Consider the following 20,840-nt stretch of genomic DNA (forward strand, 5'->3'; position numbering starts at 1 on the left):
CAGAGCCCTGAAGGAGGCGGTATGCGTCGAATACTTCTCGCGATAGTTTCATTCTCTCTTTTCTCTTCATGGGCGAACGCCAATCTTGCGCCGGTGAACGTTGAGGTGCTGCAAACCCGACTCGATCACCCGTGGTCGCTGGCTTTTTTGCCGGATAACCGTGGGATGCTCATTACCCTGAAAGGGGGACAACTGCGTCACTGGCAAGCGGGGCGGGGACTTTCCGATCCGCTGGCTGGCGTACCGAAAGTGTGGGCAAACGGGCAGGGAGGTTTGCTGGACGTCGTGCTGGCGCCTGACTTTGCCCAGTCGCGCCGCGTCTGGCTGAGCTATGCTGAAGCTGACCGCGAAGGAAACGCCGGTACGGCAGTCGGTTTTGGACGGCTGAGCGACGATCTTCAGCGTCTGGAGCATTTTCGTACCGTGTTTCGCCAGATGCCTAAGCTGTCTACCGGCAACCATTTCGGCGGACGTATGGTATTCGATGCGCAAGGGTTTCTTTTTATTGCCCTGGGTGAAAATAACCAGCGCGCTACCGCGCAGGATTTGGATAAATTACAGGGTAAGCTGGTGCGCCTGACCGGGCAGGGCGAAATTCCGCCGGATAATCCGTTTGTGCATCAGGCGGGCGCGCGTCCGGAAATCTGGTCTTACGGTATTCGTAATCCGCAGGGGCTGGCCATCAATCCCTGGAGCGGCGCGCTATGGCTGCATGAACACGGTCCGCGCGGCGGCGATGAAATTAACATCCCGGAAAAAGGCAAAAATTATGGCTGGCCGCTGGCCACATGGGGCGTCAACTATAGTGGTCTGAAAGTGCCGGAAGCCAAAGGTGAAATTGTCGAGGGAACGGAGCAACCGGTTTACTACTGGAAGGATTCTCCGGCGATCAGCGGGATGGCTTTTTATGCCAGCGACGTTTTTGCGCCGTGGCGGCACAAACTGTTTATCGGCGCGCTAAAAGATAAAGAGGTCATTGTGATGCGCGTCGATGGCAATACGGTGACGGAAGAAGGCCGTATTCTGGGTGACAGAAAGCAGCGTATTCGGGATGTGCGTGTCGGACCTGACGGCTACTTATATGTGTTAACCGATGAGTCCGACGGGCAGTTACTCAAGGTAAGTCCTGCAGCCACGCGTTAGGTCACCGGGATCATCACCACTTTGCGAAAAGCAGGGCGCTCGGTAAGCTGTTGATACCAGCGTTCCAGATTCGGGCGCGGCGTCCATTTCAGACCCACGTTCAGTAGGTTATAGACGAAAGGCGCAATAGCGATATCGCCGGTGCCAAAGTTATCCCCGGAGAACCACGGCTGGTGGGCCAGAGCATCATCAAGAAGCGCAAACAGGCTATCACACTTTTCGATACCGGCTTCAATTGCCGCCTGGTCGCGTTTTTCCGGCGGGGTTCTGACCAGTCCCATCAGGATCACGCGGTGCGCCGGGCTTAACGTTTGATTCGCCCAGTCCATCCATTTTTCGCCCTCCGCACGCCGCGCCGGATTATCAACCCATAGCCGGTTCTGGCCGTATTGCGCCGCCAGATAGCGGACAATGGCATTGGATTCCCACAATAACAGGTCGGTTTCATCATCTTTAAGCAGCGGCACCAGCCCATTAGGATTCATCGCCAGATAGTCGGCATCCTGGTTAACGCCGAATTTTCCGCCTGCCAGAATTTGATCGTATGGCAGTTCCAGCTCTTCAAGCGTCCACAACACTTTTTTAACATTAGTCGAGTTGTTCCGGCCCCACAGCGTAATCATATTAACCCCTTCTGTTTTATCAGGATGATGACAGTAATCGGCCTACCGTGAGATAAACCTAACATTTACACAATGGTCTGTAAAAAAATCGTTATGAAGGAAGCGTAACGGGATGTTATTGCATAAACTTTAAAAACTTTACCAAGTTACGGTTTCTTTAACGTCGTGAGTGCGTTATTACTCACCGCACTTATTACACGGTGGTGTGACGTGTGTTTTTGGAATGGATACTCGGGTGGTACTATGACGCAATACGCTTCTTCCCTTCGTAGCCTCGCGGCAGGTTCGGTTCTCTTATTCCTTTTCGCTTCGCCTGTAAAGGCAGAGGAACAAACGATCGCGCCGCCGGGCGTTGATGCGCGAGCCTGGATCTTAATGGATTACGCCAGCGGTAAAGTACTGGCGGAAGGCAACGCCGATGAGAAACTCGACCCTGCCAGTTTGACAAAAATTATGACCAGCTACGTGGTGGGCCAGGCGCTGAAGGCAGGGAAAATCAAGCTAACCGATATGGTAACGGTGGGCAAAGATGCCTGGGCGACGGGGAACCCGGCGCTACGTGGGTCGTCGGTGATGTTTCTGAAGCCAGGCGATCAGGTGTCGGTGGCGGATCTTAATAAAGGCATCATCATTCAGTCAGGTAATGATGCCTGTATCGCGCTTGCCGACTACGTCGCCGGAAGCCAGGAGTCCTTTATCGGCCTGATGAACGCCTATGCGAAACGACTGGGGTTAACCAATACAACCTTCCAGACGGTACACGGTCTTGATGCGCCAGGGCAGTTCAGTACCGCTCGCGATATGGCGTTGCTCGGCAAGGCCTTGATTCACGATGTGCCTGACGAATACGCCATTCATAAAGAGAAAGAATTTACTTTTAATAATATTCGTCAACCAAACCGCAACCGCCTGTTGTGGAGCACCAATCTGCATGTCGACGGCATGAAAACGGGGACAACGGCAGGCGCTGGGTATAACCTTGTCGCCTCCGCCACCCAGGGCGATATGCGCCTGATCTCTGTCGTGCTGGGGGCGAAAACGGACCGTATTCGTTTTAATGAGTCAGAAAAACTGTTGACCTGGGGTTTCCGCTTCTTTGAAACGGTCACGCCGATTAAACCTGACGCGACATTCGTGACGCAACGGGTCTGGTTTGGCGATAAGCGTGAGGTCAATTTGGGGGCGGGCGATGCGGGGTCTGTGACGATTCCGCGTGGGCAGCTTAAAAACCTGAAGGCCAGCTTTACGTTGAACGAACCACAGCTCACGGCGCCGTTGAAGAAAGGGCAGGTTGTCGGCACCATCGATTTCCAGCTTAACGGAAAATCCATTGAGCAACGCCCGTTAATGGTGATGGAAAACGTCGAGGAGGGGGGATTTTTCAGCCGGATGTGGGATTTTGTGCTGATGAAACTCCATCAGTGGTTTGGCAGTTGGTTCTCGTAAAATAACTCCGTTGCCGGGTGCGCGTCGCATCCGGCAACGGGCAGTTAATACATCAGAGTAATTTGTTGCGCTTTAGCGTAGGCCACAAAGGCCTCATCGGGACGGCGGTCGCTGATAATCGTATCAAAGCGTGATAATTCCCCCATCCGCGCCGGACGTACCTTGCCGAATTTACTGTGATCCACCACCAGTACATGGCTCTGTGCCATTGTCATGGCCCAATGTTTTACCGGCAGCTCTTCCAGATTAAAGCAGGTAGCGCCTTTACTGGTATGAACCCCGGCGGCGGAATAAAACGCGATATCCGGACAAATATTGTTTAACGTTTCATGGAAATCAAGCGGTTTGAAAATGGCGTTGCTGGCGTGAAACTCCCCGCCGCTGAGGATGGCGCGGCAATGGGGTTTGTCCTGCAGCGCCAGAAAGGTATTAAGTGAATAGCACACCGCCGTAAAGGGAAGGTCATTATCAATGGCTTCGATGATCCACGGCGTGGTGGTGCCGCAGTCAATAAATACCGTCTGATGCGCTTGTACCAGGCCCGCAGCCAGCTGAGCGGCTCGGCGTTTTTCTTCCACCAGACGAGATTTTTGATCGCTTAACAGATAATGACTGGCGCTGCGGGGCTCCAGTACGATATAGCCGCCCAGCAACACGACAGGCGCGCTTTTATGGTTCAGGTCGCGACGAATGGTCATTTCAGAGACGCCCAACAGGGTCGCGGCTTCTTTAAGATGAAGTTTATCGCTGCGTTTTAAGGCCTGCAGCAATTGACCAATACGCTCGTCGCGTCGCGTTTCCATAGTTCCCCTGGAGAGTTAAATAAGCGCTCCGCACCATACAGAGCGCTTAATATTACTCTTTTTTTCGCTATTTAGTCACGTACCCAGCCTTTTCGAATGGGCAATGCGAAACAGAAACGGTAACAACGTTGCAGCGCCTGGTAGAGCGGCGCGCCGTACCACTGCCAGATCAGCTGTGCGCTCAGGCAGCCAAGCATCGCTACCAGCAGCGCGCCAATCATATCTAACGGCCAGTGTACGCCGAGATAGACGCGCGACCAGGCGATGGTCATGGCTATCGCCATCATCACGATGCCTGACCAGAGGCGGTGCCAGAACAAAAACGCCAGCGCAAAGGTAAAAATCACCGTACCGTGATCGCTGGGGAAAGAGTCATCGGCGGCATGATGCAGGAAGTTATAGCCGATATGATCGACAAACGGACGGTCGTGCGGGAAAAGGTGTCCCATTGTCCAGGAGACCGCCAGACTGATAATCAGCGCGATGCCGATTTTAACGATCAGCTGGCGCTGGGCGCAGACCCGATCGCGGGGACCCCACAGCCAGAGTACCACGGCTAAGAGCGGGACGATGTTGATGACATCTTTGGCGATAAAGATAGCGAGCGAAATCGTCCACTGCGCGGAATCAGGCGTGGCGTTAATAAAATAAAACAGCGAGTTGTTAAGGTTTTCCAGCATAACATCCAGGCTCGGAGCAATGAAATCAAAAGGGATAGCCAGCTCATCCCCGTGCAAACTGAGCATAAATGCAGCGTAACAGAGAGGAAAAGCAGTATTGTCTTATTTGGCGGCAACATGAAGAGATTTAAGACAATGGCATAAAATAATGTCGATGATAACGGCGCAAACTTAAATTAACCTTAAAGCACGCAAGCGCTAAGCGGCTTTCTGTAAAAATGTGCGCTATTTCCCTTGCAGCCTCATAATTCGCTATCTCAGTTCCCCGACTTTCATTACACTCTGCGCGGTTTTTATTGGCGAAGAGATGGTATGCAGAATCGTTTACAATCAGGCGGCAGGCTGGGACGTCAGGCGCTACTTTTTCCTCTCTGTCTGGTGCTGTACGAATTTTCTACTTATATTGGCAACGACATGATCCAGCCGGGTATGCTGGCGGTGGTTGAGCAGTATCAGGCGGGCCTGGACTGGGTTCCGACATCCATGACCGCTTATCTGGCGGGCGGTATGTTCTTACAATGGCTGCTTGGCCCGTTGTCTGACCGGATTGGCCGTCGTCCCGTGATGCTGGCGGGCGTCGTGTGGTTTATTGTCACCTGCCTGGCGACGTTACTGGCGAAAAACATCGAACAATTTACATTCCTGCGTTTTTTGCAAGGGATTAGCCTGTGTTTTATCGGCGCTGTAGGGTATGCCGCGATTCAGGAATCCTTTGAGGAAGCGGTGTGTATAAAAATTACCGCGCTGATGGCGAACGTGGCGTTAATCGCGCCGCTACTGGGACCACTGGTTGGGGCGGCATGGGTGCATGTTCTGCCGTGGGAGGGGATGTTTATTTTATTTGCCGCACTGGCCGCTATCGCCTTTTTCGGGCTACAGCGCGCAATGCCGGAGACCGCCACGCGGCGGGGCGAAACGCTGTCATTTAAGGCGCTGGGCCGGGATTATCGACTGGTGATAAAAAACCGGCGGTTCGTCGCAGGGGCGTTAGCGCTGGGATTTGTCAGCCTGCCGCTGTTGGCCTGGATTGCGCAGTCGCCGATTATCATCATTAGCGGCGAACAGCTCAGCAGCTATGAATATGGTCTGCTGCAGGTGCCCGTTTTTGGCGCGCTCATTGCCGGTAATCTGGTGTTGGCGCGTTTAACCTCCCGACGTACGGTTCGCTCGCTGATCGTGATGGGCGGCTGGCCTATCGTCGCGGGGCTGATCATCGCCGCGGCGGCGACGGTGGTTTCATCCCATGCTTATTTATGGATGACGGCGGGATTAAGCGTATACGCTTTTGGCATTGGGCTGGCGAATGCCGGACTGGTGCGTCTGACGCTCTTTTCCAGCGATATGAGTAAAGGAACGGTCTCGGCGGCGATGGGAATGCTACAAATGCTGATTTTTACCGTTGGCATTGAAGTCAGTAAACACGCCTGGTTAAGCGGCGGCAATGGGTTATTTAGCCTGTTTAATCTGGCAAACGGTATTCTTTGGCTACTGCTGATGCTGGTCTTCTTAAAAGATAAGCGGACGGGGAATTTGCAAACAGTCTGAGAGAGCGGCTACGCCTGATAAGCTTTCTGTTATCAGGCATAGAGAGGCATCCGCTAGACGTTGAACGGCGGCTCGTTGTTTAATACGCTGTCGATGATATCCAGCACGCCTTCCTGGTTGTTCGATCCGGCGCGGTATTTCGCCGCCGCCGCGACCGCCTCGCTGGCGTGCGACATGGCAAAACTAAACCCGGCCTGACGCAGCATCTCAATATCGTTGCCGCCGTCGCCGAATACCACCACTTCACTATCATGAATGCCCCAGAGCTGCTGTAACAGACGCAGGCCGTTGGCTTTATGCACGCCGGGAATTATTAAATCAATACTGCCATAGCCGGTATGAACGGGGACCATGATATCGCCAATGGCGTCGTGCAGCGCCGCCTGTACTTCCGGTATCCGTTCATCGGTAATATTAAGGCCGAATTTGAAAAAAACATCGTTGATATTATTAAAATTATCCACAAACTCCAGACGATGATAATACATTGCCGCAACGGCTTTTAACGCATCGTTGTACCGTTTCAGCGTGTAGGCGCTGTTTTTTCCACAGGCGATAATCTCCACATCGGCGCGTGTGAGCAGGTGTTCGACAACCGTCTGGAAGTCGGCTTTTGTCAGCTCGCCGTTAAAAATATCCTCGCCTTCGCTGACCACCCAACCGCCGTTTTCCGCGACAAAAGCGATTTCGTGCGCAATTTCCGGAAAGAACGAGATTAACTGGTAATACTGGTTGCCGCTGGCCACGACAAAGCGAATGCCTTGCCGCTTCATTTGTTGGTACTGCGCCATAAACCGGTCACGGTTATAGGTTTTTTGATCGCTCAGAAACGTGCCGTCCATGTCGACGGCGATTAATTTAATACTCATGCGTTATGCTCCATCACCGGTTGCGGAGTCGATACAGGTTTGGCGACGGCCTTCGCCACCAGCGCCGCCAGAATAACCAGCGCCAGCACAACCATCATGGCGCTGCGTAATCCATAATGCTCTCCCAGATAGCCCAACAGCGGCGGCCCGACCAAAAACGCCAGATAGCCGGTCGTGGCGACAACGCTCACGCGCGTCGGCGCGTCGGGACCGGTATCGCTGGCGGCGGAAATAGTCAGCGGGAAGCCGAGCGAAGCGCCTAAGCCCCAAAGAATGACCGAGACGCCGGCAACCCAGTCGCTATCGACAAAAATAATCAGGCCAATGCCCAGCGCTCCCATCAACGCGCTGGCGCGAACAACCGTCACCCGGCTATAGCGGTCAATAAACCAGCCGCCGGTAAAGCGGCCAACGGTCATACCAAGCGTGAAACCGGCGTAGATCAGAGAGCCGGAGGTTGGGCTAAAACCGTGTCCGTCTACCATCAGTAGCGGCAGCCAGTCATTCGCAGAGCCTTCGGCGAATGCCATTGCCAGCACCACCACGCCAATAAGCAAAAGCTGGATGTCCCGATAAAAAGGTAATCCTTTTTCCTGAAGGTGAGCATCTTCCGATGCGTTTTTACCCGTACCGTCAGGGATCGCCCGAATGGCGATAAAAATGGGCGCGATCGCCACGGCAGCCGCGAGGATGATATGGATGTTAGCCGGGACGCTTAATGCGGTTAACGCCATGCCGACACCAGCGCCCGCCAGCGTGCCGAAACTGTAGAAACCATGCATCATCGGCAGAACGGTTTTATTCAGCTCGCGTTCGACCGCCGCGCCTTCGACATTAATCGCCACTTCGGCTGCGCCAAAACTGGCGCCGAAAACGGCTAATCCAAGGGCAAAAATCAGCGGCGAGGCACACCACAGCGCGACGCTAAGAATAACCATCCCGGTTACTGCGCAGGTCATCGTCGTGCGAATAACCTTCCGGGTGCCAAATCGTTTCACCAGCCAGGCGGAACAAAGAATACCGCTCATTGAACCGATAGAAAGCCCGAATAAGACCGCCCCCATTTCCGCGGTAGAGACGGAAAGAATATCCCGAATAGCAGGCGTTCGGGTTGCCCAGGAGGCCATCAGCAGTCCGGGTAAAAAGAAGAACATAAACAGCGCCCAGGTACGGCGTTTTAAGGCATTACGTGAGGAGAGGACGGTCATAGCGTCAGGCCAGAAAATAGAAGCGAGAGGTAAACATTAGCAAGCTTGTGTACATTTGTACATATCGCCGTCATACTTCGTTGTGCAGACAGTTTTTACTGTCTGTTTTTTCAGCGTAAGCGGCAGGCTACTATCGCCTGCATCCTGAATGAGATGTGGAACTCATCATGAAAGAAAATGCCGTAAGACGCGCCAATGATCCTAAGCGACGGGAAAAAATAATTCAGGCCACACTGGAAGCGGTAAAGACCTATGGCGTTCATGCCGTGACGCACCGGAAAATCGCCGCTATCGCTCAGGTGCCGCTTGGCTCGATGACCTACTATTTTGCCGGTATGGATGCGTTATTGAGTGAAGCTTTTACACTTTTCACCGAGAACATGTCGCGTCAATACCAGGATTTTTTTGCGCAGGTGACGGATGCGGAGGGGGCGTGCCAGGCGATAACGGAAATGATTTACGGCTCGCAGGTTACGACGCCGGATAATATGGCGTTAATGTATCAGTTATATGCCTATGCCAGCGATAAGCCAGCGTTAAAAATAGTCATGCAAAACTGGATGCAGCGTAGCCAGAATACGCTGGCGCAGTGGTTTGACGCGCAGACCGCCCGAGCGCTGGATGCGTTTATCGAGGGGATGACGCTGCATTTTGTAACGGATCGAACGCCGCTGGCGCGTGAAGCGATTTTACAGATGGTAAAGCGAATCGCCGGAGCGTCAATGTCGTGTCACTCTGCGTCAGGCAACAAAAAACCCACCAACCTTGAACCGAAATGGCGGGGTTGATGGGCTCCACAAAATGGGGACATCAAAGAAAAGCAGTGGCAATAGGTATGACTGATGCTTTAACGAAAAGTTCGACCTATTGGCAAAATTTTTTCACTTAAAGGCAAACTTCAGTTTTATCCTAACCCCGGCCAGATGATGACAATAAGCGTCCCCGCCAGCGTTAGCAGAACGTTGGCGATAGCGTAAGTCCCCGCATAACCCAGCGCTGGAATATTACTGCGCGCCGTATCGCTAATGATTTCCATCGCCGGGGCGCAGGTACGCGCGCCCATCATGGCGCCGAACAGCAGCGCCCGGTTCATGCGCAGCACATAAGCGCCAAACAAGAAGCAGATCACCACCGGTACCAGGCTGACGACAAGCCCGGCGATCAGCATTTGTCCGCCGACCGCGCCCAGACCGTTACTGATACCGCTGCCGGCGCTTAAACCAACGCCTGCCATAAATACCATCAAGCCGAATTCTTTCACCATGTTAAGCGCGCCCTGCGGAATATAACCAAAGGTAGGATGGTTAGCGCGCAGGAAACCGAGCATGATCCCGGCGAACAGCAATCCGGCCGCGTTGCCGATGCCGAAACTAAAATTGCTGAACTGGAAGGTAATCATCCCGATCATTAACCCGATGATAAAAAAAGCGCAGAAGGCGAGCAGGTCCGTCACCTGACTATGGATTGAAATAAAACCAATGCGATCGGCGATGGTTTTTACGCGTCTGGCGTCGCCGCTCACCTGTAACACGTCGCCTTTATTCAGCACGACGTTATCGTCGATAGGCATTTCGATCTGGCTGCGGATGACGCGGTTAAGGAAGCAGCCATGATCGGTCAGCTTGAGCTGAGCGAGGCGGCGACCGACCGCATTGTGGTTTTTCACCACAATTTCCTCCGTCACGATGCGCATATCAAGCAGATCGCGATCAAACACTTCCTTACCATTACGGAAGCTGGGATCGAGCCTGGCGTGCGCGTCCGGATAGCCGACCAGCGCAATCTCATCGCCCATTTGCAGCACCGCATCGCCATCCGGGTTCGCCAGAATACCGTTACGGCGAATACGTTCGATATAGCAGCCTGTCTGGCGGTAAATACCCAGCTCGCGCAGGTTTTTACCGTCAGTCCAGGCCACCAGTTCCGGACCAACCCGATAGGCGCGGATAACCGGCAAATAAACTTTGCGATTAGCATCGGTATCCAGACCGCGCTCGCGAGCAATTTGCTGGGCGCTGGTTTGCAAATCCTGATGCTGTAGTTTAGGCAAGTAACGCGCGCCCACGATCAGACTGACCAGCCCAATCAGATAGGTCAGGGCATAGCCCAGGCTCAGATTATCAAGAGCGGAGGAGAGTTGGGTGCTGGCGATGCCGGAATGTCGCAGGGTATCGCCTGCGCCAACCAGCACGGGCGTGGAAGTCATTGAGCCGGCCAGCATACCGGCCGTCAGGCCGATATCCCAGCCGAATAGCTTACCAAGGCCTAAGGCGATTAGCAGAGCGCTACCGACCATGACCAGGGCAAGCATCAGATAATTTTTACCGTCGCGAAAAAAAATCGAAAAAAAGTTGGGGCCAGCCTCGACGCCGACACAAAAAATAAACAGCATAAATCCCAGATTTAGCGCGTCGGTGTTAATACTAAAGTGTTGCTGCCCTAATAATAGAGAGACCACTAAAACGCCAATGGAATTACCAAGTTGGACTGAACCCAGACGTAACTTGCCAAGACACAGGCCAAGAGCCAGGACCACAAATAATAACAGGATGTAATTCCCATTTAACAAATCTGCGACGTTTATATTCACGGAGACTAACTTCTTGTTTACGAGTAAGCTGTTGAAAGAAATGGTAATTTACGCTACTGTTTTTATCATGAATTAAGGGTGCAATCGTATTGCATACAGCATCCAAATAAAAACAACACAACAATATATCCTGCTAGTTTAATCTTATTGCGTACTAACGGCTATAAGAATCGTGCAGGTGTGTTTTTGGCATGGAATGCCACATGACTTTATCTGACTGGATGCCTCACGGCGGAAAGCGTGTTCGATAGAGAGTGTCAGGAGGAACGATTGAAACATAAACACGGGTGGGCAAGCGTTGTCTGCTGCTTTGTACTCTTTATTGTGGTGTGTCTTTCATTAACTATGCATGTACAAGGCGCTTTTCGCGCGGCAGGGCATCCTGAGATTGGACTGTTATTTTTTACGTTACCTGGCGCGGTGGCCAGTTTTTGTTCTCACCGACGCGAGGTGATCCGACCGCTGATCGGGGCGATGCTGGCGGCGCCGTTTTGCCTGGTGTTAATGCGCGTGGTATTTATGCCTACCCGATCGTTTTGGCAAGAACTGGCGTGGTTATTTAGCGCCGTATTCTGGTGTGCGTTAGGCGCGCTCTGCTATTTGTTTATTAGCAGCCTGTTTAGCCACCGGCGAAAAAAACGCCGATAGCGCCCTCCGGCAGAGGGCGTTGCCAGAGCAATCAGGCGAAAAGATTCAGATTTTCTTTTGCCCATGCTTCAAAATCCGTACAGCCGCCGATATGTTTTTGATCGACAAAAATCTGCGGTACGGTTTCTACAGGTTTACCTACGGTTTTTTCCAAATCCGCTTTAGTAATGCCTTCAGCATGGATATCAATATAGCGGTAGTTGAAATCGTCGCGTTCTTTGCTCAGTTTTTCCGCCAACTCTTTTGCACGCACGCAATAAGGGCACCCTGGGCGGCCAAAAATAACAGTAAACATATCTCTCCTCGAACATAAAGCCAGACGGCGAACAGGTGTTATCATGCCGCTATTTACGGCAGATGAAAAGCAGGTTACGCCTGTTCCTTTGATAACCCAGGGCTATATCTGTTAAGCACGCCGGACCAGAACGTTCTACACTGTGCGTCAGTTAACCGGGAGGCTTGATATGCGAACGATTGGCGTGTTACCCAAAAGCATACTGATACTGGAATGCCTCGGTATGATTTTGCTGGCGCTTGCTCTGCTATCGCTTAATCATTACCTTACGCTGCCCGCGCCGTTCAATACGCCGCTGGCTGGCGTATTGATGGTTTTCCTGGGCGTCGTGTTGATCCTCCCCGCCGCGGTGGCGATGATGTGGCGTATTGCGCAGTTACTGGCGCCGCAGTTGATGAAACGTCCACCCGACATTTCTTCCCGTTCAGATAGAGAAAAGCATAATTAGTCCGACCATTGAACTTCTTTGTGGCCATCGTTCTATTCGCCATTTCACCGATGAACCCGTGACTGACGCGCAGCGAGAGGCCATTATTGCCGCCGCGCGCAGTACGTCCAGTTCCAGTTTTTTACAGTGCAGCTCTATTATCCGTATTACCGATCGGGCGCTGCGTGAGGCGTTAGTGCCCCTGACGGGCGGGCAAAAGCATGTGGCGCAGGCCGCTGAGTTCTGGGTATTTTGCGCCGATTTTAATCGTCATTTGCAGATCTGTCCTGACGCGCAGTTGGGGCTTGCCGAACAACTGCTGCTCGGTGTCGTCGATACGGCGATGATGGGGCAAAATGCGCTGACGGCGGCGGAATCACTGGGATTAGGCGGCGTGTATATCGGCGGCATCCGTAACAATATTGAGTCTGTTACCGAACTGTTAAAATTGCCGAAGCATGTATTGCCGCTCTTTGGCCTGTGTTTGGGATGGCCTGCGGATAATCCGGATCTGAAACCGCGCCTGCCTGCCGAGCTTGTGGTTCATGAGAACCAGTATCAACCGCTTGATGAAAAGCTGCTGGCGCGCTATGACGAGCAGTTGGCTGAGTATTATCTGACCCGCGGCAGTAATACGCGACGCGATACCTGGAGCGATCATATCCGTCGCACCCTGATTAAAGAAAATCGCCCATTTATCCTTGAATATTTGCATAAACAGGGCTGGGCGACGCGCTAAAACCTGCGGGCCAGTGTATGATACGCGGGCTTTTCAGGGTTTTCAGCGAGGTGCAGGGTGAAAATTGCCATATTGTCCAGGGATGGAACGCTCTATTCTTGCAAACGTCTGCGCGAAGCGGCGATGCGGCGCGGCCATCTGGTCGAGATACTCGATCCTCTTTCCTGCTATATGAATATTAATCCGGCAGCGTCGTCGATCCATTACAAGGGGCGTCGTCTGCCCCATTTTGACGCCGTTATTCCCCGTATTGGTTCGGCCATTACCTTTTATGGTACCGCTGCGCTACGTCAGTTTGAGCTACTGGGTAGCTATCCGCTGAATGAATCCGTCGCCATTACCCGCGCGCGCGATAAGCTGCGATCGCTACAACTTCTGGCGCGCCAGGGGATCGATCTTCCCATTACCGGGATCGCCCATTCGCCGGATGATACCAGCGATCTTATTAAGATGGTTGGCGGGGCGCCGCTGGTCGTGAAGCTGGTAGAAGGCACGCAAGGGATCGGCGTGGTATTGGCGGAGACGCGTCAGGCTGCTGAAAGCGTTATTGATGCGTTTCGGGGGCTCAATGCCCATATCCTGGTTCAGGAATACATTGCCGAAGCTAAAGGATGCGATATTCGTTGTCTGGTCGTCGGCAATGAGGTTGTGGCGGCGATTGAGCGGTGCGCGAAAGCCGGTGATTTTCGCTCCAATCTTCATCGTGGCGGGGTGGCCAGCATCGCGACGATCACGCCCCGTGAACGGGATATCGCCATCAAAGCCGCACAAACGCTGGGGCTGGATGTGGCGGGTGTCGATATTTTACGCGCCGCGCGCGGGCCGCTGGTGATGGAGGTGAATGCCTCGCCGGGACTGGAAGGTATCGAAAAGACTACGGGCGTGGATATCGCGGGGCGAATGATTCAGTGGATAGAACGTCACGCTACGCCTGAATTTTGCCTTAAAATCGGCGGCTAATCGCAATCGTGGATTCCGCCGTAGTACGAAGCACGCTTTTTGCGTAAGCTGTGCCGGTAATTTTTTCATCGTCATCGTAAGAGGTAGCACATTATTATGATATCACTGGTCGTTCCCACTCTGGATACGTTGCGTCAATGGCTCGACGACCTGGGCATGAATTTCTTCGAATGTGATACCTGCCAGGCGCTGCATTTGCCGCATATGCAGAATTTTGACGGCGTCTACGATGCTAAAATCGATTTGGTGGACAACACCATTCTTTTTTCCGCGATGGCGGAGGTCAGGCCTTCCGCGTTGCTGCCGCTGGCGGCCGATCTCTCTGCTATCAACGCCAGTTCGTTGACGGTAAAAGCCTTTCTCGATATGCAGGATGATAATCTGCCAAAACTGGTTGTGTGCCAGTCTTTATCCGTTATGCAAGGCGTCACCTACGAACAGTTCGAATGGTTTGTTCGCCAAAGTGAAGAGCAGATTTCTATGGTGATCCTTGAGGCCGGGGCGCATCAGCTTCTGTTTAACGCGGAAGAAGACGCGCAAAAAACCAGCGCGGTTGACCATTTTCTTCACTGATCCCTCCCGATAATCAGGCAGTCGCTGCCAGCGCGGCTGCTGTTTACGTTTTTTTATGCTGCTGTTAACCTTTATTTAAAGAATTATTCACCTCCTTTCTGACCATTTCGCTTTATCACATAGACAAAACCTGCATAAAAAATTGATAAAAGGCGTTTTTTAATCTGGGCTATAGCCTCAAACCTTAGCTAAAGTTATTCTTGCGAAGCTTCTATAGCGAGCTTGATGGCAGGGAGGGCGACCTCTCTTCTTCATTTGTATCAAATGAAAAGGTATGCACATTTCAGGCATGTTTTAAACCACGCCTAATGGGTTCATTTGTTAACGGATTTTAGAAGGAAAGCGATGATGACCGCCTTAAAGAAAAAATGGCTATCGGGTCTGGTTGCGGGTGCTCTGATGGTCGTCTCTGTCGGCACGCTCGCTGCCGAACAAAAAACGCTGCACATTTATAACTGGTCAGATTATATCGCGCCGGACACGGTGGCGAACTTTGAAAAAGAGACCGGGATTAACGTTATCTATGATGTCTTTGACTCTAACGAAGTGCTGGAAGGCAAGTTAATGGCAGGCAGCACCGGGTTCGATCTGGTGGTGCCATCGGCCAGTTTTCTTGAGCGCCAGCTCACCGCGGGCGTTTTTCAGCCGCTGGATAAAAGCAAACTTCCCGGCTGGAAAAACCTCGATCCTGAACTGCTGAAACTGGTAGCGAAGCACGATCCTGACAACAAATACGCCATGCCCTACATGTGGGCCACGACGGGCATTGGCTATAACGTTGATAAAGTGAAAGCGGTGCTGGGAGATGATGCGCCAGTGAATAGCTGGGATTTAGTCCTCAAGCCGGAAAATCTGGAGAAGCTAAAAAGCTGCGGCGTCTCTTTCCTTGATGCGCCTGAAGAAATTTTTGCCACCGTGCTGAACTATCTGGGTAAAGATCCGAATAGCAGCAAAGCGGATGACTACACCGGCCCGGCAACCGATCTGTTGTTGAAGCTACGGCCAAACATTCGCTATTTCCACTCCTCGCAATACATTAACGATCTGGCTAATGGCGATACCTGTGTAGCCATTGGCTGGGCGGGCGATGTCTGGCAGGCCGCTAACCGGGCGAAAGAGGCGAAAAATGGCGTCAATATCTCTTTCTCGATCCCCAAAGAGGGGGCAATGGCGTTTTTTGATGTGTTTGCCATGCCGGCTGACGCCAAAAATAAAGACGAGGCCTACCAGTTCCTTAATTATCTGCTGCGCCCTGATGTGATTGCCCATATTTCCGATCACGTTTTCTACGCCAATGCGAATAAAGAGGCGACGGCGCTGGTCAGCCAGCAGGTGCGCGATAACCCGGGAATTTATCCGCCGGCGGATGTGCGGGCCAAGTTGTTTACCCTGAAAGTGCAGGAGCCGAAGATTGATCGCGTCCGCACCCGCGCATGGACGAAGGTGAAAAGCGGTAAGTAATTTATTAACGGTATGGTCTGATAAGCGTGCGCTATCGGGCATTCCACCGTTTGTATCGTTTGATTGTGTTATGCCGGAGAGCGCCTTGTGAATGATGTCCCCCACCGCCCGCAGGTGAAAACCCGTAAAGCGCTGACGCCGCTTCTGGAAATTCGCAACCTGACGAAGTCATTCGACGGGCAACATGCTGTCGATGATGTCAGTCTGACTATCTATAAAGGCGAGATTTTTGCCCTGCTGGGCGCGTCAGGTTGTGGAAAATCGACTCTGCTACGGATGCTGGCAGGTTTTGAACCGCCGAGCAGCGGGCAAATTATGCTCGACGGCGTCGATCTGGCGCATGTTCCGCCGTATCAGCGTCCGATTAATATGATGTTTCAGTCCTATGCGTTATTTCCGCATATGACGGTAGAGCAGAACATCGCTTTTGGTCTGAAGCAGGACAAACTGCCGAAGGCGGAGATTACCAGCCGCGTCAATGAGATGCTGGGTCTGGTGCACATGCAGGAGTTTGCAAAACGTAAGCCGCATCAGCTTTCCGGCGGTCAGCGTCAGCGCGTGGCCCTGGCGCGCAGCCTGGCGAAACGTCCTAAGCTGCTCTTGTTGGATGAACCGATGGGCGCGCTGGATAAAAAATTACGCGACCGGATGCAGCTTGAAGTGGTGGATATCCTTGAGCGCGTCGGCGTGACCTGCGTCATGGTGACGCACGATCAGGAAGAAGCGATGACGATGGCGGGGCGCATTGCCATCATGAACCGTGGAAAATTTGTGCAAATTGGCGAACCGGAGGAGATTTACGAGCATCCGACGACCCGCTACAGCGCCGAATTTATCGGATCGGTAAATGTTTTTGAGGGCTTACTGAAAGCGCGTGAAGAGGACGGTCTGGTCATTGACGCGCCCGGTTTGGTTCATCCGTTAAAAGTCGATGCAGATGCCTCTGTCGTTGATAATGTGCCGGTATATGTGGCGCTACGTCCGGAAAAAATCATGCTGTGTGAGTCGCCGCCTGCCGATGGCTATAATTTCGCCGTCGGCGAAGTGGCGCATATTGCGTATCTCGGCGATCTGTCTATTTATCATGTGCGGCTAAAAAGCGGGCAGATGATCAGCGCTCAACTGCAGAATGCGCACCGTTACCGGAAAGGGTTACCGACCTGGGGCGATGAAGTGCGTTTGTGCTGGGAAGCGGATAGCTGCGTGGTCCTGACGGTATAAGGGGTAAACATGAGCACACTTGAACCTCCGGCACGCATCAGTAAACCTGGCGGCGCGGCGCTATGGTTGGCGCGAATGCAAATGAAACATGGGCGTAAGCTGGTTATTGCTTTGCCTTATATCTGGCTCATTCTTCTGTTTTTACTGCCGTTTCTTATCGTCTTTAAGATAAGTCTGGCGGAAATGGCGCGGGCGATCCCGCCGTATACCGATCTGCTGGAATGGGCTGACGGTCAGTTGTCGATTACGCTCAACCTCGGCAATTTTTTGCAACTGACCGACGATCCGCTCTATTTCGAAGCCTATCTGCAATCGTTACAAATTGCCGGTATTTCCACGATCTGCTGCCTGCTGCTGGGCTACCCGCTGGCGTGGGCGGTGGCGCATAGCAAGCCCTCCACGCGCAATATCCTGCTGCTGTTGGTGATCCTGCCCTCGTGGACGTCTTTTTTAATACGCGTCTATGCCTGGATGGGCATTTTGAAAAACAACGGCGTGCTGAACAATGTGTTGCTGTGGCTCGGGGTTATCGATCAGCCGCTGACGATCCTGCACACTAACCTGGCCGTCTATATCGGCATTGTTTATGCTTATCTGCCGTTTATGGTACTGCCCATTTATACCGCATTGACGCGCATTGATTATTCGCTGGTGGAAGCGTCGCTGGATCTCGGCGCCCGACCGCTGAAAACATTTTTTAGCATCATTGTCCCGCTCACCAAAGGCGGAATCATCGCCGGCTCGATGCTGGTTTTTATCCCGGCGGTGGGCGAGTTCGTGATCCCGGAACTGCTTGGCGGGCCGGACAGTATCATGATTGGTCGCGTCCTGTGGCAGGAGTTTTTCAATAACCGCGACTGGCCGGTGGCTTCTGCGGTCGCCATTATTATGTTGCTGCTGCTGATAGTCCCGATCATGTGGTTCCATAAACATCAGCAAAAAAGTGTGGGGGAGCACGGATGAATAACTTACCGGTCGTTCGCTCGCCCTGGCGCATTCTGATTCTGGTGCTGGGGTTTACTTTTCTCTATGCGCCGATGTTAATGTTGGTGATTTACTCGTTTAACAGTTCGAAGCTGGTGACGGTGTGGGCGGGATGGTCGACGCGCTGGTATGGCGAGCTCTTTCGGGATACCGCCATGATGAGCGCAGTGGGACTAAGCCTGACAATTGCCGCCTGCGCGGCGACGATGGCGGTGGTGCTCGGTACCATTGCTGCGGTGGTGATGGTGCGATTTGGACGGTTTCGCGGCGCAAACGGCTTTGCGTTTATGATCACCGCGCCGCTGGTGATGCCGGATGTGATTACCGGGCTGTCGCTGCTGCTGCTGTTTGTCGCGCTCGGCCATGCTATCGGCTGGCCCTCCGATCGCGGGATGCTGACCATCTGGTTGGCGCACGTCACGTTCTGTACCGCCTATGTGGCAGTGGTGATCGCTTCGCGATTACGCGAACTGGATCGTTCGATTGAAGAGGCGGCGATGGATCTTGGCGCGGCGCCGTTGAAGGTCTTTTTCGTCATTACGTTACCGATGATCATGCCAGCGGTGATCTCGGGCTGGCTGTTGGCCTTTACGCTTTCCCTTGACGATCTGGTGATTGCCAGCTTCGTTTCCGGTCCCGGCGCCACCACGCTACCGATGCTGGTTTTCTCCAGCGTGCGCATGGGCGTGAACCCGGAAATCAACGCGCTGGCGACGTTAATCCTCGGTGTGGTAGGAATCGTCGGATTTATTGCCTGGTACCTGATGGCGCGAGCGGAAAAACAGCGGATTCGCGATATCCAGCGTGCAAGACGCGGCTGAAGCCACTAAAATCTTCCACTATGGCAATGCGTTGCCGCGCGGGTCGCGGCATCATTTTCAGGGAAGACATTCATTGGGATTTATAAAGCAATCAACCTCATCACATGCCCGTTTAAATGTGCCTACGCTGGTGCAGGTTGCGGCTATGGCGATTATTTTGATTCGCGGTCTCGATGTGCTGATGATTATGAATACCCTCGGCATACGCGGGATGGGCGAGTTTATTCATCGTAGCGTGCAGACGTGGAGCTTAACCCTGGTCTTTCTGGCCAGCTTAGTGCTGGTCTTTGTTGAAATTTATTGTGCGTTTTCGCTGGTGAAAGGCCGTAGCTGGGCGCGCTGGGTGTACCTGGCGACACAAATTATTGTGAGCGGATATCTGTGGGCGGCGTCGTTAGGCTACGGGTATCCGGAGTTGTTTAGCATCGCGGGAGAATCGAAGCGTGATATCCTGCATTCCCTGGTCATGCAAAAACTCCCCGATCTTTTAATTCTGTTTCTGCTGTTTATTCCCGCTCCCAGCCGTCGGTTCTTCCGGCTGCAATAATGTGTATAATCGTCGCCCCGGATAATATGAAGGTTTTTTGGTATGCAGTGCGCACTCTATGACGCGGGTCGCTGCCGTTCCTGTCAATGGATTACGCAGTCGGTTAACGAACAACTTTCCGCAAAAACAGCCGATTTACATCGTTTGCTCGCCGGGCTGCCTGTTGAACAGTGGTGCGCGCCGATTGGCGGCCCGGAACAGCATTTCCGCAACAAAGCGAAAATGGTCGTGAGCGGTAGTGTAGAAAAACCGCTCTTCGGGATGCTGCATCGCGACGGTACGCCGGTCGATCTTTGCGGCTGCCCGCTGTATCCCGCCTCCTTTGCCCCCGTATTCAGCGCGCTAAAACCTTTTATTGCCCGGGCCGGACTCACGCCTTATAACGTGGCGCGAAAACGCGGCGAACTGAAATACCTGTTGCTGACGGAAAGTCAGTTCGATGGCGGCATGATGCTACGCTTCGTGTTGCGTTCAGAAACCAAACTTACGCAACTGCGCGCGGCGTTACCGTGGCTGCGCGCGCAACTGCCGCAGCTCAGAGTGATCACCGCAAATATCCAGCCGGTACATATGGCGATTATGGAAGGGGAGACGGAAATCTACCTGACGGATCAGCAGGCGCTGGCGGAACGTTTTAACGATGTGCCGCTGTGGATTCGTCCGCAAAGTTTCTTTCAGACCAACCCTACGGTCGCCAGCCGATTATATGCGACGGCGCGCGACTGGGTAGGGCAACTGCCGGTACGCCATATGTGGGATCTTTTTTGCGGAGTGGGCGGATTCGGCCTGCACTGCGCGACGCCGCAGATGCAATTAACCGGTATTGAGATCGCGCCGGAGGCGATTGCCTGCGCGAAGCAATCCGCTGCCGAGCTGGGATTGACCCGCCTTCATTTCCAGGCGTTGGATTCCACCCAATTCGCCACCGCACAAGGTGAAACGCCCGACCTGGTATTGGTGAATCCTCCCCGCCGCGGCATTGGCAAGCCGTTGTGCGATTACCTTGCACAAATGGCGCCGCGTTTTATTATTTATTCAAGCTGTAACGCGCAGACGATGGCGCAGGATATTCGTCATCTGCCGAACTACCGTATTCAACGTGTTCAGCTTTTCGATATGTTCCCGCATACCGCGCATTATGAGGTTTTAGCGTTACTGCGCAGGTCAATATAATATATTCACAATATTTATTGTTATCCATTAACTATTTCATAAAAATAATAAATACAATCAATTGATTATTTAATTCAATTGGTT

General features: G+C 52.9%; 22 protein-coding genes. 15 read left to right on the forward strand and 7 right to left on the reverse strand.

The features are described 5' to 3' along the window. Nucleotides 1-21 precede the first annotated feature (21 nt). Nucleotides 22-1,143, forward strand: coding sequence for a PQQ-dependent sugar dehydrogenase (locus EOS97_RS17945; RefSeq protein WP_001252730.1), 1,122 nt, complete (start codon nt 22-24; stop codon nt 1,141-1,143). On the opposite strand, the gene EOS97_RS17950 is transcribed toward EOS97_RS17945, so the two are convergent. Next, nucleotides 1,140-1,766 (reverse strand): glutathione S-transferase family protein, encoded by a 627-nt coding sequence (locus EOS97_RS17950; RefSeq protein WP_000631907.1) that lies wholly within the window; start codon nt 1,764-1,766, stop codon nt 1,140-1,142. The two genes, EOS97_RS17945 and EOS97_RS17950, sit on opposite strands and share 4 nt — an antisense overlap. A 243-nt stretch (nt 1,767-2,009) precedes the next feature. On the opposite strand from EOS97_RS17950, the gene dacC reads away from it, so the two are divergent. Beyond that, a complete protein-coding gene (gene dacC, locus EOS97_RS17955; protein ID WP_000195712.1) occupies nt 2,010-3,212 on the forward strand; it encodes a serine-type D-Ala-D-Ala carboxypeptidase in 1,203 nt (400 codons plus the stop codon). Between the two features lie 44 nt (nt 3,213-3,256). Here the strand turns inward: dacC and deoR are convergent, their stop codons facing one another. Together deoR and ybjG are read right to left on the reverse strand one after the other, a co-directional pair. Next, the gene (gene deoR / locus EOS97_RS17960) at nt 3,257-4,015 is read right to left on the reverse strand and encodes a DNA-binding transcriptional repressor DeoR (RefSeq protein ID WP_000450106.1); all 759 of its coding nucleotides are present in this window, start codon (nt 4,013-4,015) and stop codon (nt 3,257-3,259) included. A 71-nt stretch (nt 4,016-4,086) separates the two neighbouring features. Next, entirely contained in the window at nt 4,087-4,695 is a 609-nt protein-coding gene (ybjG, locus tag EOS97_RS17965) for an undecaprenyl-diphosphate phosphatase (RefSeq protein ID WP_023181381.1), read from the reverse strand. Nucleotides 4,696-5,007: 312 nt separating this feature from the next. On the opposite strand from ybjG, the gene EOS97_RS17970 reads away from it, so the two are divergent. After that, nucleotides 5,008-6,240: an MFS transporter gene (locus tag EOS97_RS17970; protein WP_001181284.1), complete on the forward strand. Its 1,233-nt coding sequence runs from the start codon at nt 5,008-5,010 to the stop codon at nt 6,238-6,240. A 53-nt stretch (nt 6,241-6,293) separates the two neighbouring features. Here EOS97_RS17970 and EOS97_RS17975 read toward each other — a convergent pair whose 3' ends face one another. Next, on the reverse strand, nt 6,294-7,109 hold the full coding sequence (locus EOS97_RS17975) for a Cof-type HAD-IIB family hydrolase (protein WP_000023551.1): 816 nt from the start codon (nt 7,107-7,109) through the stop codon (nt 6,294-6,296). Then, the gene (locus tag EOS97_RS17980) at nt 7,106-8,317 is read right to left on the reverse strand and encodes an MFS transporter (RefSeq protein ID WP_000217430.1); all 1,212 of its coding nucleotides are present in this window, start codon (nt 8,315-8,317) and stop codon (nt 7,106-7,108) included. The genes EOS97_RS17975 and EOS97_RS17980 overlap by 4 nt, the downstream gene beginning before the upstream one ends. A 167-nt stretch (nt 8,318-8,484) precedes the next feature. Between EOS97_RS17980 and EOS97_RS17985 the strand changes: the two genes are divergently transcribed. Next, entirely contained in the window at nt 8,485-9,105 is a 621-nt protein-coding gene (locus EOS97_RS17985; protein WP_000661870.1) for a TetR/AcrR family transcriptional regulator, read from the forward strand. Between the two features lie 116 nt (nt 9,106-9,221). Here the strand turns inward: EOS97_RS17985 and EOS97_RS17995 are convergent, their stop codons facing one another. After that, the gene (locus EOS97_RS17995; RefSeq protein ID WP_001024853.1) at nt 9,222-10,907 is read right to left on the reverse strand and encodes an aspartate:alanine antiporter; all 1,686 of its coding nucleotides are present in this window, start codon (nt 10,905-10,907) and stop codon (nt 9,222-9,224) included. Nucleotides 10,908-11,177: 270 nt separating this feature from the next. Here EOS97_RS17995 and EOS97_RS18000 point away from each other — a divergent pair, with 270 nt between their 5' ends. Further along, complete coding sequence (locus EOS97_RS18000) at nt 11,178-11,555, forward strand: inner membrane protein YbjM (RefSeq protein WP_000680850.1); 378 nt, start codon at nt 11,178-11,180, stop codon at nt 11,553-11,555. 31 nt (nt 11,556-11,586) lie between these two features. On the opposite strand, the gene EOS97_RS18005 is transcribed toward EOS97_RS18000, so the two are convergent. Next, complete coding sequence (locus EOS97_RS18005) at nt 11,587-11,850, reverse strand: GrxA family glutaredoxin (RefSeq protein ID WP_000495513.1); 264 nt, start codon at nt 11,848-11,850, stop codon at nt 11,587-11,589. 169 nt (nt 11,851-12,019) lie between these two features. Between EOS97_RS18005 and EOS97_RS18010 the strand changes: the two genes are divergently transcribed. The 10 genes from EOS97_RS18010 (at nt 12,020) to rlmC (ending at nt 20,756) form a co-directional block, all read left to right on the forward strand. Further along, nucleotides 12,020-12,298: a YbjC family protein gene (locus EOS97_RS18010; RefSeq protein ID WP_127836184.1), complete on the forward strand. Its 279-nt coding sequence runs from the start codon at nt 12,020-12,022 to the stop codon at nt 12,296-12,298. Beyond that, a complete protein-coding gene (gene nfsA / locus EOS97_RS18015) occupies nt 12,294-13,016 on the forward strand; it encodes a nitroreductase NfsA (protein WP_000075300.1) in 723 nt (240 codons plus the stop codon). Before EOS97_RS18010 ends, nfsA begins: the two co-directional genes overlap by 5 nt. Nucleotides 13,017-13,073: 57 nt before the next feature. Beyond that, entirely contained in the window at nt 13,074-13,976 is a 903-nt protein-coding gene (gene rimK / locus EOS97_RS18020) for a 30S ribosomal protein S6--L-glutamate ligase (protein ID WP_000684361.1), read from the forward strand. A 96-nt stretch (nt 13,977-14,072) separates the two neighbouring features. Continuing rightward, the gene (locus tag EOS97_RS18025) at nt 14,073-14,549 is read left to right on the forward strand and encodes a YbjN domain-containing protein (RefSeq protein ID WP_000624810.1); all 477 of its coding nucleotides are present in this window, start codon (nt 14,073-14,075) and stop codon (nt 14,547-14,549) included. Nucleotides 14,550-14,897: 348 nt separating this feature from the next. Continuing rightward, on the forward strand, nt 14,898-16,010 hold the full coding sequence (potF, locus tag EOS97_RS18030) for a spermidine/putrescine ABC transporter substrate-binding protein PotF (protein WP_000125769.1): 1,113 nt from the start codon (nt 14,898-14,900) through the stop codon (nt 16,008-16,010). A gap of 87 nt (nt 16,011-16,097) precedes the next feature. Continuing rightward, complete coding sequence (potG, locus tag EOS97_RS18035; protein WP_001000698.1) at nt 16,098-17,231, forward strand: putrescine ABC transporter ATP-binding subunit PotG; 1,134 nt, start codon at nt 16,098-16,100, stop codon at nt 17,229-17,231. A 9-nt stretch (nt 17,232-17,240) separates the two neighbouring features. After that, entirely contained in the window at nt 17,241-18,194 is a 954-nt protein-coding gene (gene potH, locus EOS97_RS18040) for a putrescine ABC transporter permease PotH (RefSeq protein ID WP_000105453.1), read from the forward strand. Next, nucleotides 18,191-19,036 (forward strand): putrescine ABC transporter permease PotI, encoded by an 846-nt coding sequence (potI, locus tag EOS97_RS18045; protein WP_001061629.1) that lies wholly within the window; start codon nt 18,191-18,193, stop codon nt 19,034-19,036. Before potH ends, potI begins: the two co-directional genes overlap by 4 nt. A gap of 73 nt (nt 19,037-19,109) precedes the next feature. Further along, complete coding sequence (locus EOS97_RS18050; protein WP_000505788.1) at nt 19,110-19,583, forward strand: YbjO family protein; 474 nt, start codon at nt 19,110-19,112, stop codon at nt 19,581-19,583. Nucleotides 19,584-19,625: 42 nt separating this feature from the next. Continuing rightward, nucleotides 19,626-20,756 carry a 23S rRNA (uracil(747)-C(5))-methyltransferase RlmC gene (gene rlmC, locus EOS97_RS18055; protein ID WP_001149776.1) on the forward strand — a complete coding sequence of 377 codons (1,131 nt, stop codon included), beginning with the start codon at nt 19,626-19,628 and terminating at the stop codon, nt 20,754-20,756. The last annotated feature ends 84 nt before the right edge of the window (nt 20,757-20,840 follow it).

It is taken from the genome of Salmonella sp. SSDFZ54 (assembly GCF_004010735.1).
GTDB classification, from domain to species: Bacteria; Pseudomonadota; Gammaproteobacteria; order Enterobacterales; family Enterobacteriaceae; genus Salmonella; species Salmonella enterica.

Excerpts from the sequence above, each read along its gene's own strand:
- EOS97_RS17970 (WP_001181284.1), top strand. The coding sequence starts at position 5,008 with ATGCAGAATCGTTTACAATCAGGCGGCAGGCTGGGACGTCAGGCGCTA.
- ybjG (WP_023181381.1), bottom strand. The coding sequence starts at position 4,695 with ATGCTGGAAAACCTTAACAACTCGCTGTTTTATTTTATTAACGCCACG.
- EOS97_RS17950 (WP_000631907.1), bottom strand. The coding sequence starts at position 1,766 with ATGATTACGCTGTGGGGCCGGAACAACTCGACTAATGTTAAAAAAGTG.
- EOS97_RS17985 (WP_000661870.1), top strand. The coding sequence starts at position 8,485 with ATGAAAGAAAATGCCGTAAGACGCGCCAATGATCCTAAGCGACGGGAA.
- EOS97_RS17945 (WP_001252730.1), top strand. The coding sequence starts at position 22 with ATGCGTCGAATACTTCTCGCGATAGTTTCATTCTCTCTTTTCTCTTCA.
- EOS97_RS17975 (WP_000023551.1), bottom strand. The coding sequence starts at position 7,109 with ATGAGTATTAAATTAATCGCCGTCGACATGGACGGCACGTTTCTGAGC.
- potI (WP_001061629.1), top strand. The coding sequence starts at position 18,191 with ATGAATAACTTACCGGTCGTTCGCTCGCCCTGGCGCATTCTGATTCTG.
- dacC (WP_000195712.1), top strand. The coding sequence starts at position 2,010 with ATGACGCAATACGCTTCTTCCCTTCGTAGCCTCGCGGCAGGTTCGGTT.
- EOS97_RS17980 (WP_000217430.1), bottom strand. The coding sequence starts at position 8,317 with ATGACCGTCCTCTCCTCACGTAATGCCTTAAAACGCCGTACCTGGGCG.
- deoR (WP_000450106.1), bottom strand. The coding sequence starts at position 4,015 with ATGGAAACGCGACGCGACGAGCGTATTGGTCAATTGCTGCAGGCCTTA.
- EOS97_RS18025 (WP_000624810.1), top strand. The coding sequence starts at position 14,073 with ATGATATCACTGGTCGTTCCCACTCTGGATACGTTGCGTCAATGGCTC.
- potF (WP_000125769.1), top strand. The coding sequence starts at position 14,898 with ATGACCGCCTTAAAGAAAAAATGGCTATCGGGTCTGGTTGCGGGTGCT.
- potH (WP_000105453.1), top strand. The coding sequence starts at position 17,241 with ATGAGCACACTTGAACCTCCGGCACGCATCAGTAAACCTGGCGGCGCG.
- rlmC (WP_001149776.1), top strand. The coding sequence starts at position 19,626 with ATGCAGTGCGCACTCTATGACGCGGGTCGCTGCCGTTCCTGTCAATGG.
- EOS97_RS18010 (WP_127836184.1), top strand. The coding sequence starts at position 12,020 with ATGCGAACGATTGGCGTGTTACCCAAAAGCATACTGATACTGGAATGC.
- EOS97_RS18005 (WP_000495513.1), bottom strand. The coding sequence starts at position 11,850 with ATGTTTACTGTTATTTTTGGCCGCCCAGGGTGCCCTTATTGCGTGCGT.